Origin of the sequence: Streptomyces sp. NPDC052301 (genome assembly GCF_044593395.1) — a bacterium.
Lineage (GTDB): Bacteria > Actinomycetota > Actinomycetes > Streptomycetales > Streptomycetaceae > Streptomyces.
Genome location: NZ_JBIUBE010000007.1, coordinates 296911 through 310719, shown reverse-complemented (window position 1 = coordinate 310719; position 13809 = coordinate 296911). Strand labels below are relative to the sequence as shown.

Genomic DNA, 13809 nt, shown 5'->3' with positions numbered 1-13809 from the left:
ATGTCCGAACCGACCGGTGCCGCCCGCAGGCGCGGGCCCTTCAAGGTCGGGGACCAGGTACAGCTGACCGACCCCAAGGGCCGCCACTACACGTTCACGCTCGAAGCCGGGAAGAACTTCCACACCCACAAGGGCTCCTTCCCGCACGACGAACTGATCGGCGCTCCCGAGGGCAGCGTTGTCCGCACCACCGGCAACGTCGCCTACCTCGCGCTGCGCCCCCTGCTCCCCGACTACGTCCTGTCCATGCCCCGCGGGGCAGCCGTCGTCTACCCCAAGGACGCGGGGCAGATCCTCGCCTTCGCCGACATCTTCCCCGGCGCACGCGTCGTCGAGGCCGGCGTCGGCTCCGGCTCGCTCAGCAGCTTCCTGCTGCGCGCCATCGGCGACCAGGGCATGCTGCACTCCTACGAGCGCCGCGAGGACTTCGCCGAGATCGCCAAGCAGAACGTGGAACGCTACTTCGGCGGCCCCCACCCCGCCTGGCAGCTCACCGTCGGCGACCTCCAGGACAACCTGTCCGACACCGACGTCGACCGCGTCATCCTCGACATGCTCGCCCCCTGGGAATGCCTGGAGGCCGTCTCCAAGGCACTCGTCCCCGGCGGTATCCTCTGCTGCTACGTGGCCACCACCACCCAGCTCGCCCGGACCGTGGAGTCCATCCGCGAGATCGGCTGCTTCAACGAGCCGACCGCCTGGGAAACCATGATCCGCAACTGGCACATCGAGGGCCTGGCCGTCCGCCCCGACCACCGGATGATCGGCCACACCGGCTTCCTGCTCACCGCCCGCCGCCTCGCCGACGGCGTCGAGCCGCCCATGCGCCGCCGCCGCCCCGCCAAGGGCGCCTACGGCGAGGACTACGCAGGACCCAACGCCGACGCCGGAACCGGCCGCTGACCGGCCCCCGCCGAGCACAACACAAGGGCGCCGTGCCCGAGTTCCCCACCCCCCACGGGAACTCGGGCACGGCGTCCGTCCGTTGACACAGCACCAGGACCCCGCACCACCCGTGCTCCCGAACGCCCGCGCACGGCGCACAGCCTGCGGAAATCCCGGACCCCGCCGTTCCCCCGCACTGTGACGTGTGGCACCATGCTGGCCACCCCACCGGCACAGCCCTCACAGGAGACACTCCTAGTGCAGCAATCCGCCGTTCCGGAGCTCGCCCACGCCCAGACCCGGCCCATCCACTGGGTCGCCACCGCCACCGCCGTCGCCGGCGTCGTGGCGCTCTCCTCCGTCGTACAGCCCAGCCCGGCCACAGCCGCCCAGACCGCCACCGGCCCGCGGGCCACCCCCGCACCCGCCGCCGTCGCACCCCCCGGCACCACCGGCGTGGCCTTCCCCCTGCAATGCGGCCCCGTCAAAGCCGTCGTCGCTAAGAAAGCCACCGGAGACCTCGACGGCGACCGCAGGCCGGAAACCGTCGCCGTCGTGCACTGCGACTCCGCCATGGGCACCCCACCCGACGGCGTCTACGTCCTCACCCGCCCCACCGACGGCGGCGCCCCACGCATCGTCGCCACCCTCGTCGACCCCAAGGACCGGCTCACCGTCACCGACTTCACCATCCGCGCCAAGACGGTCGGCGCAACCCTGCTCGGCTACTCGTCGGACGCCGTACCCAACTGCTGCCCCGACCTGAAAACCCCCGTCACCTGGCGATGGAACGGCACCGCGTTCCTCCGCTCCACCGCCGGCGACACCCACAGCGTCTGACCCGGCCGCCCCGCCTCAGTCCGCGTCGGGCCCGTACACCTCGACCCCGTCCGCGACCCGGCGCACATGGATGCACTCGCCCGGACACTCCTTCGCCGAGTCCACCACATCCGCCAACAGCGGCAGCGGCACCGGGGTCGTCGCCCCCGCGGCCTGCAGCAGCTCGTCGTCCGCGCCCTTCACATAGGCCAGCCCGTCGATGTCCAGCTCGAACACCTCCGGCGCGTACTGGGCACAGATCCCGTCGCCGGTACACAGGTCCTGGTCGATCCAGACCTCCAGCGCCTCGCCGCCCGGGGCCTCCTGCTGCACGGTCACCTCTCCTGCCGTCGAATCGCCGGACGGCCCGGCGCCACGCGGGCCAGCCGGGTCCGCACCAGCGGCGGTTGAACACCCCCGACCCTACCTCCGCCCACATTCCGGCCGTGTTCGACCGCTCCCGGGTTTCCACCCCCACCCCCTCGGGTACGAGCGCCCGACCGGAACAGGAGGCACCCGGCCCGCGGACGACCGGAACCGGCCGCACCCGCAGTGACACAAGCCACCCAAATCATCGCTCTGCGTGATGATCGCACGAGCGTCCCCCAGGGCTGCCCGCGCACCGGCCGCTCACACCGGAACCGACAACTCCGGCCACTCCCGAAGGGTTTCGACCACGCCATGCATGGAACAAGCTGCTTCCGCAAGACGTTGAGTGGGTATTCCCTCCGTGCGAGGGAGAGCGCACCGGGTGACCGACGACACACCTTGACAGTCTTGGTGATCTAGGGGTTTCAATCGACACCCACCCAGGTAGGGTCTGGAAGCGTCCAGCTCCCCTTGGAGGAGGTGAGGACCGTGGCAGCCCACGACGACGACATGAACCGCGGCATCCGCCCGGGACGCGGGTCCGACGACCCGGCCGGGCAGATCGCCTACCTTGAGCAGGAGATCGCCGTCCTGCGCCGCAAGCTCGCCGACTCTCCGCGACACACGAGGATTCTCGAAGAGCGGATCGTCGAGCTGCAGACGAACCTGGCCGGCGTGTCCGCCCAGAACGAACGACTGGCCAACACCCTCCGCGAGGCCCGCGACCAGATCGTGGCCCTCAAGGAGGAAGTCGACCGGCTCGCCCAGCCACCGGCCGGCTTCGGAGTCTTCCTGCAGGCGAACGAGGACGGCACCGCCGACATCTTCACCGGCGGCCGCAAACTCCGGGTCAACGTCAGCCCCAGCGTCGAGCTCGACGACCTCCGGCGCGGCCAGGAAGTCATGCTCAACGAAGCGCTCAACGTGGTCGAGGCCATGGAGTACGAGCGCGTCGGCGACATCGTCACCCTCAAGGAGATCCTCGAGGACGGCGAGCGCGCCCTCGTCCTCGGGCACACCGACGAGGAGCGGGTGGTGCGGCTCGCCGAGCCCCTGCTGGACGTCACCATCCGCCCCGGCGACGCCCTCCTGCTCGAACCCCGCTCCGGCTACGTCTACGAGGTCGTGCCCAAGAGCGAGGTCGAGGAACTCGTCCTCGAAGAGGTCCCCGACATCGGCTACGAGCAGATCGGCGGCCTCGGCAACCAGATCGAGGCGATCCGCGACGCGGTCGAGCTGCCGTACCTCTACCCCGACCTGTTCCGGGAGCACGAGCTGCGCCCGCCCAAGGGCGTCCTGCTCTACGGCCCGCCCGGCTGCGGCAAGACACTCATCGCCAAGGCCGTCGCGAACTCGCTCGCCAAGAAGGTCGCCGAGGTCACCGGCCAGGCCGCCGGCAAGAGCTTCTTCCTCAACATCAAGGGCCCCGAGCTCCTCAACAAGTACGTCGGCGAGACCGAGCGGCAGATCCGCCTCGTCTTCCAGCGCGCCCGCGAGAAGGCCAGCGAGGGCACCCCCGTCATCGTCTTCTTCGACGAGATGGAATCCCTCTTCCGCACCCGCGGATCCGGCGTCAGCTCGGACGTGGAGAACACCATCGTCCCCCAGCTGCTCGCCGAGATCGACGGCGTGGAAGGCCTGCAGAACGTGGTCGTCATCGGCGCCTCCAACCGCGAGGACATGATCGACCCCGCCATCCTCCGCCCCGGCCGGCTCGACGTGAAGATCAAGATCGAGCGTCCCGACGCCGAAGCGGCCAAGGACATCTTCGGCAAGTACCTCACCGAGCGCCTCCCGCTGCACGCCGACGACCTCGGCGAGCACGGCGGCGACAAGTCCACCACGGTCCAGGGCATGATCCAGACCGCGGTCGAGCAGATGTACGCCGAATCGGAGGAGAACCGCTTCCTGGAGGTCACCTACGCCAACGGCGACAAGGAAGTCCTCTACTTCAAGGACTTCAACTCCGGCGCCATGATCGAAAACATTGTCGGACGCGCCAAGAAGATGGCCATCAAGGACTTCCTCGAGAAGAACCAGAAGGGCCTCCGCGTCTCCCACCTCCTCCAGGCATGCGTGGACGAGTTCAAGGAGAACGAGGACCTCCCCAACACCACCAACCCGGACGACTGGGCCCGCATCTCCGGAAAGAAGGGCGAGCGGATCGTCTACATCCGTACCCTCATCACCGGAAAGCAGGGCGCGGACACCGGCCGCTCCATCGACACGGTGGCGAACACCGGTCAGTACCTGTAAAAGCAGGGCGGCTGCGGGTGCCCTCACCGGGGTACCCGCAGCCGACTGTTTTTCCGGCCACGACCGGAGCAGTCAATGACGCAAATGATCTCCCCACCAGCACAAAGGCGTTCTAGGCTCGTTCCTACCGCCGAAACGCGCAGTGCGGGGACGGGCACCGCACACGCACCGGAGCGCCAGCGGTACGCGAGCGGCGCCCACGACCGAGGGTGCCGCCGGGCAAGGAGGGCCGCATGACCGTACGGCGAGTAATGGGCATCGAGACGGAGTACGGGATCTCCGTCCCCGGCCACCCCAACGCCAATGCCATGCTCACCTCGTCCCAGATCGTCAACGCCTACGCGGCGGCGATGCACCGGGCCCGCCGGGCCCGCTGGGACTTCGAGGAAGAGAACCCGCTGCGAGACGCCCGAGGCTTCGACCTCGCCCGGGAAGCCGCCGACGCCAGCCAGCTCACCGACGAGGACATCGGCCTCGCCAACGTCATCCTCACCAACGGCGCACGGCTCTACGTCGACCACGCCCACCCCGAATACAGCGCCCCCGAGGTGACCAACCCCCGCGACGCCGTCCTCTGGGACAAGGCCGGCGAGCGCATCATGGCCGAGGCCGCCGAACGCGCCGCCCAGCTCCCCGGCGCCCAGCCCATCCACCTCTACAAGAACAACACCGACAACAAGGGCGCCTCCTACGGCACGCACGAGAACTACCTGATGAAGCGGGAAACCCCCTTCTCCGACATCGTGCGCCACCTCACCCCCTTCTTCGTCTCCCGCCAGGTCTTCGCCGGCGCCGGCCGCGTCGGCATCGGCCAGGACGGCCACGAACACGGCTTCCAGCTCAGCCAGCGCGCCGACTACTTCGAGGTGGAAGTAGGCCTGGAGACCACCCTCAAGCGCCCCATCATCAACACCCGCGACGAGCCCCACGCCGACGCAGAGAAGTACCGCCGCCTCCACGTGATCATCGGCGACGCCAACCTCTCCGAGATCTCCACCTACCTCAAGCTGGGCACGACCGCCCTGGTCCTGTCCATGATCGAGGACGGCTTCATCGCCGTGGACCTCGCCGTCGACCAGCCCGTGCGCACCCTCCACCAGGTCTCCCACGACCCCTCCCTCAAGCGCCTGGTCACCCTCCGCAGCGGACGCACACTCACCGCCGTCCAACTGCAGATGGAGTACTTCGAGCTCGCCCGCAAGTACGTCGAGGAGCGCTACGGCGCCGACGCCGACGACCAGACCAAGGACGTCCTGACCCGCTGGGAGGACACCCTCACCCGTCTGGAGAACGACCCCATGAGCCTCGCCGGCGAACTGGACTGGGTCGCCAAGCGAGAACTCATGGAGGGCTACCGCCGCCGCGACGGCCTCGACTGGGACGCCGCCCGCCTCCACCTCGTCGACCTCCAGTACGCCGACGTGCGCGCCGAGAAGGGCCTCTACAACCGTCTGGCGGCCCGCGGACGCATCAAGCGGCTCCTGGACGAGTCCGAGGTCGACAGAGCCCGTACGAAGCCCCCGGAGGACACGCGGGCCTACTTCCGCGGCCGCTGCCTGGAGCAGTACGCCGACGACGTGGCCGCGGCCTCATGGGACTCGGTCATCTTCGACCTCCCGGGCCGGGACTCCCTCCAGCGTGTCCCAACCCTGGAACCGCTACGCGGAACGCGAAATCACGTCAAGGAGCTGCTGGACCGCTGCCGCACGGCGGAAGACCTGGTCAGGGTCCTGTCGGGCGGGTGAGCGCGATCAGCGGGTACTCGTACCGCCCCGGGCGGTCAGGGTGGAAACCCCGCCGTCCGGGAATCATCGAGGTGGCCCCCGCAGGTTGAGGAAACTGCGGGGCCGATGTCGGACCCGGCTTGTAGGGTCTGATCATCACCGATCGGCAGGCGAACTGAGCGGGGTGAGGGTTATGGCAACCAAGGACACCGGCGGCGGTCAGCAGAAGGCCACGCACTCGACGGAACAGGTCGAGGAGCAGACGCAGGACGCGCAGGCCTCGGAGGACCTGAAGGAACGGCACGAGAAGCTGTCGGACGACGTGGACTCGGTGCTGGACGAGATCGATGACGTACTCGAGGAAAATGCCGAGGACTTCGTGCGCTCGTTCGTGCAAAAAGGCGGGGAGTAAAGGCGAACTGGCCACTTTGCCTTCGAATTGAAAGTCGCGGGGGGATTCGGTGGCTGAGGAACCGGACGCGAAGGAATGCGGCAGGTGCGGGCGAGTCCAGTCTCGTGCGGCATTCGCACGGGACCGGAACCGGCGTGACGGCCTCCAGGTGTACTGCCGGGAGTGCGTGGCGGAGTACAGCGCTGCGCACTACCGGCTCCGCCGGGAGGCCGTGGGCAAGCCGGTCCGGGAGAAGGTCGACGTCCCGGCCGGGCACAAGCTCTGCCGGACGTGCGGCGAGGTCAAGCCTCACGGCGAGTGGCACAAGAACGCGACGGCGTCCGACGGGCTCTCTACGCGTTGCAAGGCATGCCGTGCGACCCAAGGGCGTGCCGACCATCTCAAGCGGAACTACGGCCTCACCGAAGCCGAGCGTGACGCCATGGTCGCCGCCCAGCGCGGACTGTGTGTGATCTGCCTGAATGCTCCGGCCGTACATGTGGATCACTGCCACAAGACGGGTAAGGTCCGTGGCGTACTGTGCTTCAACTGCAATTCGGCCATCGGCAAGTTGGGAGACGATCCCGACGCCGTTCGCCGGGCCGCCTCTTACCTGGAAGGAAACTCGTGGAAGCCAATACTCGTGGCACCGGGCGTCTACCAGCTGCCTTCCTGACGCCAGGGTCCTCCTCCTTCATGGACTTCCTCTCCGAGCACCAGCCCGAGCTGCTGCCCGGCAAGCGGCAGCTGCCGCCCACCCAGGGGGTGATCGAGGCGCCGCACGGCACGACCATCGTGGCGGTGACCTTCCCGGGGGGCGTGGTGCTCGCCGGTGACCGTCGGGCCACCATGGGCAACATGATCGCCCAGCGGGACATCGAGAAGGTGTTCCCGGCGGACGAGTACTCGGCGGTGGGCATCGCCGGCACCGCCGGTCTGGCCGTGGAGATGGTCAAGCTCTTCCAGCTGGAGCTGGAGCACTTCGAGAAGGTCGAGGGTGCTCAGCTGTCCCTGGAGGGCAAGGCGAACCGGTTGTCGACGATGATCCGTTCCAACCTGGGCATGGCCATGCAGGGTCTGGCCGTGGTGCCGCTCTTCGCGGGGTACGACGTGGACCGGGAGAAGGGGCGCATCTTCTCGTACGACGTCACGGGCGGCCGTTCGGAGGAGCACAACTTCGCGGCGACGGGTTCCGGCTCGATCTTCGCGCGGGGTGCGATGAAGAAGCTGTTCCGTGAGGATCTGACCGAGGAGCAGGCCACGACGCTGGTGGTCCAGGCTCTGTACGACGCGGCTGACGACGACTCGGCGACCGGTGGTCCCGATGTCGCCCGCCGGATCTACCCGATCATCACCGTGATCACCGAGGACGGTTTCCGCCGGCTGACGGAGGAGGAGTCCTCCGAGCTGTCCCATGCGGTGCTCCAGCGGCGGCTGGAGGAGCCCGACGGTCCGAAGGCCGCCCTGCTCTGAGGGCGGGCCCCGGTTCTTAACAAGGTGATCCAGTGACCATGACAGAAAGGGACGGATAACCGGTGTCGACGCCGTTCTATGTCTCACCTCAGCAGGCCATGGCCGACCGGGCGGAGTACGCCCGCAAGGGCATCGCCCGGGGCCGCAGCCTGGTCGTGCTGCAGTATGCCGACGGCATCGTGTTCGTCGGTGAGAACCCGTCCCGTGCGCTGCACAAGTTCAGCGAGATCTATGACCGGATCGGTTTCGCCGCGGCCGGCAAGTACAACGAGTACGAGAATCTGCGGATCGGTGGTGTGCGGTACGCGGATCTGCGGGGCTACACGTACGACCGTGATGACGTCACCGCGCGGGGTCTGGCGAACGTGTACGCGCAGACGCTGGGCACGATCTTCTCGTCGGCCGCGGAGAAGCCGTACGAGGTGGAGCTGGTGGTGGCCGAGGTGGGGGAGACCCCGGAGGGCGACCAGATCTACCGGCTGCCGCATGACGGCTCGATCGTGGACGAGCACGGCTCGGTCGCGGTGGGTGGCAATGCGGAGCAGATCAGCAGCTTCCTGGATCAGCGTCATCGGGACGGGATGTCGCTGGCGGAGGCGCTGAAGCTGGCGGTGCAGGCGCTGTCCCGGGACACCAACGGCAGCGAGCGGGAGATTCCCGCGGAGCGCCTGGAGGTGGCGGTGCTGGACCGTACGCGTCCGCAGAAGCGCAAGTTCAAGCGGATCGTCGGGCGCCAGCTGGGCCGTCTGCTGGAGGCGGACGGTGCGGCGACGGAGGCGGAGAGCTCGGAGGAGTCCGAGGAGGAGTAGTCCGCCGCCCTGTTCTGTTCGTGTGTGCCCCGGTCGCAGCTGCGGCCGGGGCACACGGCGTGTGGGTGTCTAGTGGGCTGCTGGTGGGGCGGTGGAGGCTCGGACGACGAGTTCCACCGGGATGTCGCCGCGGTCCGGCTCGCGGCCGTCCAGGACGGCCAGGAGGGCGTGCATGCCGCGTTCGCCGAACCGTTCGGCGTCGAGCCGCACGGTGGTGAGTTCGGGGTCGATGGCGGTGGCGAGGCCGAGGTCGTCGACGCCGGTGACGGAGATGTCGTCGGGGATGCGCAGGCCGAGGCGGCGCAGGGCCTTGTAGGCGCCGGCGGCGAGTTTGTCGTCGTCGCAGATGACGGCGGTGGGGCGGGGGCCGGGTGCGGTGAGGGCGGTCTCGGTGGCGGTGAGTGCTCCGTCGATGGAGATGGGGGCGCGGGCGGTGCGGATCCGGGTGCCGGGCAGGGCGGCCATGCGTGCGGCGAGTTCGCGGGCGCGTACGTCGAAGGTCCAGGAGGGGACGTCGGCGGCGAGGTGGAGGACGTGGCGGTGGCCGAGGGCGAGGAGGTGGTCGGTGATCTGGCGGATGCCGTCGGCGATGTCGAGGTTGACGGTGGCGGCGCCGAGGCTGCCGTGGGGGTCGCTGTCGAGCATGACGAGGGGGAGTTGGTCGCCGCGGATGGCGGTGAGGGCGTCGGCGGCCATGGAGGAGGCGATGACGCCGTCGAGGGCGGCCTGGGCGGAGGCGAAGGGGTCGCGGGCGGGGCCGATGCCTTCGGGGGAGGGGTAGAGCACGACGCCGAAGCCGTTCTCGGCGGCGATGCGTGCGGCGCCGGTGTAGACGCCGGCGAAGAATTCGGTGGTGAGGGCGGGGACGACGAGCAGGACGGTGCGGGTGTGGCCGAGGCGGAGGTTGCGGGCGGCGAGGTTGGGGCGGTAGCCGAGGTCGCGTGCGGCTTCGCGGACGCGTTCGGCGGTGGCCTCGGAGACGCGGCCGCGCCATTTGTCGCCGAGGACGAGGGAGACGGCTGCCTGGGAGACCCCGGCCGCGTGGGCGACGTCACGGCTGGTCGGGCGCGTGCTGCTGCGTGCCACCGTGGGTCTGCTCCTTGGGGTGCGGTCGTTCGTCTGGACGTGTGAACAGCGCACATGGTACGTATGGGCGAGGAAGTTATACGTACAACCTGAGGCGTCGCGGCGCCGCGACGGAGTCGGTGGAGGGCAGCAGATGGCCACGGGATACCTCGAGATCCTGCGGGCGCGGCATGCGCTGCGGCTGCTCACCGGCACCTTGGTGGGCCGGTTGCCGAACGCGACCGCCGCGATCGCCCTGGTGCTGTTCGTCCGTGCCCAGGGCGGTACGTACGCTCTCGCGGGCGGGCTGGCGGCGGTGTACGGGGTGGCGAACGCCGTGGGTCAGCCGGTGCTGGGCCGGCTGGTGGACCTGTACGGCCAGCCGCGCGTCCAGCTGCCCGCGGCGGTCCTGGCGGCCGTGTCGATGACGGTGTTCGCGTTCACCGGTGTGGATCCGCTGCCGCTCGCCTACGGGGCGGTCGCGGCGGCGGGGCTGTTCGCGCCGCCGCTGGAGGGCGGTCTGCGGGCGTTGTGGCCGTCGGTGCTGAGCCGTGAGGAGCAGGTGCACACGGCGTACGCCATGGATGCCGTGGCGCAGGAGATCATGTTCACGGTGGGTCCGCTGCTGGTCACCTTGTGCGTGTCGCTGTGGGACGAGCGTGCGGCTCTGCTGGTGCTGAATCTGCTCGGTGTGCTGGGTGCGCTGTCGGTGGTGGTGTCCGCGCCGTCGCGTGCGTGGCGTTCGGCGCCGCGTGAGGCGCACTGGCTGGGTGCGCTGCGTTCGCCGGGCCTGCTGGCGCTGCTGGGCGCGTTCCTGTTCGTGGGGATCGCGCTGGGTTCGATCACGGTGGCGTCGGTGTCGTACGCGGACGGGCACGGCGGTGACGCGGTCTACGGCTGGCTGATGGCCGGGCTGGGGCTGGGGGCGCTGGTCGGTGGTGCCGGGTACGGGGCGCGGCGGTGGGCGGGTGCGCCGGAGCGGCGACTGCGGGTGCTCGTGGCTCTTCTGGCGGTGTGTTACCTGCCGCTGATGCTGATGCCGGGGGCGTTCGCGATGGTGCTGCTGAGTGTCGTGTCCGGGGTGTTCCTGGCGCCGTGCATCGCCTGTGCGTTCATCATCGTGGACCGGCATGCGCCGAGCGGGACGGTCACCGAGGCTTTCTCCTGGCTTGTGACGACGTTCACCGTGGGTGCCTCGGTGGGTACGGGGCTGGCGGGGCCGGTGGTGCAGGCCGGTGGTGCCCTGTGGGGTTTCGCGCTTCCGGGGGTGGCGGGGGCGGTGTCGCTGCTGGTCCTGCTGGCGACCGGGCGGGTCCTCGCAGCTCCCGCGCGGGGCGGGGTTGTTGCGGCTTCATCGGAAACTGATCCAAATCGTGCTGTCGAACCCCGTTTCAGCTCAGGGGATCGGGCGTAATGTTCACTCATGGACCGCCGCATTTTCGGGCTGGAGAACGAGTACGGCGTCACGTGCACGTTCAGGGGACAGCGCCGCCTGTCGCCTGACGAGGTGGCGCGGTACCTCTTCCGCCGTGTCGTGTCATGGGGCCGCAGCAGCAATGTCTTTCTGCGAAACGGCGCCCGGCTCTATCTCGACGTGGGCTCACATCCGGAATACGCGACACCCGAATGTGACAATGTGATCGAACTGGTCACCCACGACAAGGCCGGCGAGCGCATTCTCGAAGGACTCCTGGTGGACGCGGAACGACGCCTGCACGAGGAGGGAATCGCGGGCGACGTCTACCTGTTCAAGAACAACACCGATTCGGCGGGCAACTCCTACGGCTGTCACGAGAACTATCTGGTGGCGCGGCACGGGGAGTTCTCCCGGCTGGCGGACATCCTCATCCCGTTCCTGGTGACGCGGCAGCTGCTGTGCGGTGCGGGCAAGGTGCTGCAGACGCCGCGCGGGGCGGTGTACTGCGTCAGCCAGCGCGCGGAGCACATCTGGGAGGGTGTCTCCTCGGCGACGACCCGTTCGAGGCCGATCATCAACACGCGTGACGAGCCGCACGCGGACGCCGAGCGTTACCGCCGGCTGCATGTCATCGTCGGCGACTCGAACATGTCGGAGACGACGATGCTGCTGAAGGTCGGCGCGACCGACCTGGTGCTGCGCATGATCGAGGCGGGCACCGTGATGCGTGACCTCACCCTGGAGAACCCGATCCGGGCGATCCGTGAGGTCAGTCATGACATCACCGGCCGGCGCAAGGTGCGGCTGGCGAGCGGGCGGGAGGCCTCGGCGCTGGAGGTGCAGCGCGAGTACTTCGACAAGGCCGTGGACTTCTGCGACCGCCGTGGCATCCGTACGGGTACGGTCGCGCAGGTCCTGGAGCTGTGGGGCCGTACGCTGGACGCGATCGAGACCGAGGAGCTGGACCGGATCGCCACCGAGATCGACTGGGTGATGAAGTACAAGCTCATCGAGCGGTACCGGGCCAAGCACAACATGACGATGTCGCATCCGCGGGTCGCGCAGATAGACCTCGCCTACCACGACATCCACCGCCGTCGTGGCCTGTACTACCTGCTGGAGAAGAAGGGTCAGACCGCCCGGGTCTGCAACGACTTGAAGATCTTCGAGGGCAAGTCGGTTCCGCCGCAGACCACTCGGGCCCGGCTGCGCGGCGACTTCATCCGGCGGGCACAGGAACAGCGCAGGGACTTCACGGTCGACTGGGTGCACCTGAAGCTGAACGACCAGGCCCAGCGCACCGTGTTGTGCAAGGACCCGTTCCGTTCGGTGGACGACCGGGTCGAGAAGCTGATCGCCGGAATGTAGCGGAAGCAGGACGAGTCAAGCGTTGCGGCTCCGAAATGCCGGAACGCCACACGGGCGCCGTACGTTTCCCGTACGGCGCCCTTCTCACGTCGTAGAGTTGCGCGCACGCCATCCACAAGATCGACCGATTACGAGGCTCTGCCGTGCGCCGACGTTCACTCCTCCTCGCAGCCGTCCCCGCGGGACTGGTCACGCTCGCCGCTTGCGGTGACGACAAGTCCGGCTCCGGCAAGGTCAGCGCCTCGCCGTCGCCGTCGGCGTCGAGCGCGCCCCCGCCCAAGATCGTGGACGGGCCGTTGCCGGCGATCACGGCGGGCACGAAGTTCGGCGAGAAGCCGACCGTGGCCAAGGGGCAGGGGGAGCCGTCGAAGGACCTGGCGGTGAAGACGGTGATCGCGGGCAGTGGCCGTCCGGTCGCGGAGAACGACTTCGTCCAGGCGAACTACCTGGGCCAGATCTGGGCCACCGGCAAGGTCTTCGACAACTCCTACGACCGTAAGAGTCCGCTGGTCATCCAGCTCGCCCAGGGCCGCAGCATCGACGGCTGGCGGTATGCGCTGGCAGGCAAGAAGGTCGGCAGCCGTGTCCTGATGGCGGTGCCGCCCACCTGGGGCTACGGCACGTCGGGGGAACCGCAGGCGGGCATCAAGGGCACCGACACGATGGTCTTCGTGGTCGACGTGATCGACTCCTTCAACTCCTCGAGCTCCGCCCACGGCAAGGCGGTCCCCCCGAACGACCCCGCCCTGCCGACGGTGGACGCCGGCACCAACGCCAAGGGGGAGGCGCCGAAGGTGACCGTTCCCCCGAAAGCGGCCCCGCCGAAGAAGCTCGTCTCGACGTATGTCCTGGAGGGCGACGGTCCCGAGGTCAAGGCGGACCAGACGGTCCTGTGCCAGTTCCAGGGCCTGGTCTGGGAGGGGGGCAAGACCTTCGTGCAGACGTACGGCTCGGGGCGTCTGGCCCAGTTCTCGCTGGCGGAGATCCAGCAGGTGGTCAAGGGGCTGGCGCAGGGCCTGACCGGGAAGAAGGTGGGCAGCCGCGTGCTGGTCGTCGTACCGCCGGGGCTGGGGTACACCACCACTCCGCCCGGCGGGGTCGTCAAGAAGGACTCCACGCTCGTCTACACGGTGGACATCCTCGCGACGATGTAGCGCGATGCGGCCGGGTGTGCTGGCGGGCGGGCGGGCTGCGGAGATGAAAGACTGTCCGCGTTTCGTGTCGTACACAAGC

13 protein-coding genes are annotated in these 13809 nt (G+C 68.8%); 11 read left to right on the top strand and 2 right to left on the bottom strand.

Features of this window, described 5'->3' with window-relative positions:
* A complete protein-coding gene (locus ACIHEJ_RS21955; RefSeq protein WP_400138146.1) occupies positions 1 to 903 on the top strand; it encodes a tRNA (adenine-N1)-methyltransferase in 903 nt (300 codons plus the stop codon).
* A 240-nt stretch (positions 904 to 1143) separates the two neighbouring features.
* Entirely contained in the window at positions 1144 to 1725 is a 582-nt protein-coding gene (locus ACIHEJ_RS21950; RefSeq protein WP_400138144.1) for a hypothetical protein, read from the top strand.
* 15 nt (positions 1726 to 1740) lie between these two features.
* Here the strand turns inward: ACIHEJ_RS21950 and ACIHEJ_RS21945 are convergent, their stop codons facing one another.
* A complete protein-coding gene (locus ACIHEJ_RS21945) occupies positions 1741 to 2043 on the bottom strand; it encodes a ferredoxin (RefSeq protein WP_400138142.1) in 303 nt (100 codons plus the stop codon).
* A gap of 519 nt (positions 2044 to 2562) precedes the next feature.
* Here ACIHEJ_RS21945 and arc point away from each other — a divergent pair.
* From arc to prcA, 6 genes are all read left to right on the top strand, one after another.
* On the top strand, positions 2563 to 4329 hold the full coding sequence (arc, locus tag ACIHEJ_RS21940; protein ID WP_400138140.1) for a proteasome ATPase: 1767 nt from the start codon (positions 2563 to 2565) through the stop codon (positions 4327 to 4329).
* 233 nt (positions 4330 to 4562) lie between these two features.
* Entirely contained in the window at positions 4563 to 6074 is a 1512-nt protein-coding gene (gene dop, locus ACIHEJ_RS21935) for a depupylase/deamidase Dop (protein WP_400138138.1), read from the top strand.
* A gap of 172 nt (positions 6075 to 6246) precedes the next feature.
* Entirely contained in the window at positions 6247 to 6465 is a 219-nt protein-coding gene (locus tag ACIHEJ_RS21930; protein ID WP_366011036.1) for a ubiquitin-like protein Pup, read from the top strand.
* 49 nt (positions 6466 to 6514) lie between these two features.
* Positions 6515 to 7120 (top strand): endonuclease VII domain-containing protein, encoded by a 606-nt coding sequence (locus ACIHEJ_RS21925; RefSeq protein WP_400138136.1) that lies wholly within the window; start codon positions 6515 to 6517, stop codon positions 7118 to 7120.
* Positions 7072 to 7917: a proteasome subunit beta gene (prcB, locus tag ACIHEJ_RS21920; protein WP_400138134.1), complete on the top strand. Its 846-nt coding sequence runs from the start codon at positions 7072 to 7074 to the stop codon at positions 7915 to 7917. Before ACIHEJ_RS21925 ends, prcB begins: the two co-directional genes overlap by 49 nt.
* Before the next feature lie 62 nt (positions 7918 to 7979).
* Complete coding sequence (gene prcA / locus ACIHEJ_RS21915; RefSeq protein ID WP_400138132.1) at positions 7980 to 8726, top strand: proteasome subunit alpha; 747 nt, start codon at positions 7980 to 7982, stop codon at positions 8724 to 8726.
* Positions 8727 to 8795: 69 nt separating this feature from the next.
* Here prcA and ACIHEJ_RS21910 read toward each other — a convergent pair whose 3' ends face one another.
* On the bottom strand, positions 8796 to 9812 hold the full coding sequence (locus ACIHEJ_RS21910; RefSeq protein WP_400138131.1) for a LacI family DNA-binding transcriptional regulator: 1017 nt from the start codon (positions 9810 to 9812) through the stop codon (positions 8796 to 8798).
* A gap of 133 nt (positions 9813 to 9945) precedes the next feature.
* Here ACIHEJ_RS21910 and ACIHEJ_RS21905 point away from each other — a divergent pair, with 133 nt between their 5' ends.
* From ACIHEJ_RS21905 to ACIHEJ_RS21895, 3 genes are all read left to right on the top strand, one after another.
* Positions 9946 to 11205, top strand: coding sequence for an MFS transporter (locus ACIHEJ_RS21905; RefSeq protein ID WP_400138130.1), 1260 nt, complete (start codon positions 9946 to 9948; stop codon positions 11203 to 11205).
* A 9-nt stretch (positions 11206 to 11214) separates the two neighbouring features.
* A complete protein-coding gene (pafA, locus tag ACIHEJ_RS21900; protein WP_400138128.1) occupies positions 11215 to 12576 on the top strand; it encodes a Pup--protein ligase in 1362 nt (453 codons plus the stop codon).
* A gap of 143 nt (positions 12577 to 12719) precedes the next feature.
* A complete protein-coding gene (locus ACIHEJ_RS21895; RefSeq protein ID WP_400138126.1) occupies positions 12720 to 13730 on the top strand; it encodes an FKBP-type peptidyl-prolyl cis-trans isomerase in 1011 nt (336 codons plus the stop codon).
* Positions 13731 to 13809: the final 79 nt, after the last annotated feature.